We start from the raw sequence: 313 nt of genomic DNA, 5'->3' as shown, positions 1-313 counted from the left end.
GTGCCTGGTCTTAGTTCTAGGTAGGTTATGTCAGCACGCCAGATAGTTCCAATTGGATGATTCTTAATCAAGTTAGGCCGTTGAGAATAATCTACATGAGTGCCTGGCTTCTTAAAACGCCGCCCCATTAGTGATCGAATGCCTAACTCCTGCATTAATCGGTAGACACGATTGGGGCCAATGACTACACCAAGTCTTCTCATGGCAATTGTGATCCGAGGGTACCCATAGGCTTTATAATTATTTTTCCAAATTTCCAAGATCTGGCTTTTTAAAATCGTATCTTGTTTATCATGACGACTTATCTGATAGT

General features: G+C 41.5%; 1 protein-coding gene. It reads right to left on the bottom strand.

Annotated features, from left to right (window positions below; translation table 11 throughout):
* The coding region (locus FD47_RS14855; protein ID WP_156404181.1) for an IS3 family transposase at window positions 1–313 on the bottom strand (313 nt) is incomplete at both ends.

It is taken from the genome of Lentilactobacillus parafarraginis DSM 18390 = JCM 14109 (assembly GCF_001435895.1).
Lineage (GTDB): Bacteria > Bacillota > Bacilli > Lactobacillales > Lactobacillaceae > Lentilactobacillus > Lentilactobacillus parafarraginis.
The sequence above is the reverse complement of the archived record's forward strand: the minus strand, read 5'-3'. Positions and strand labels throughout refer to the sequence as shown.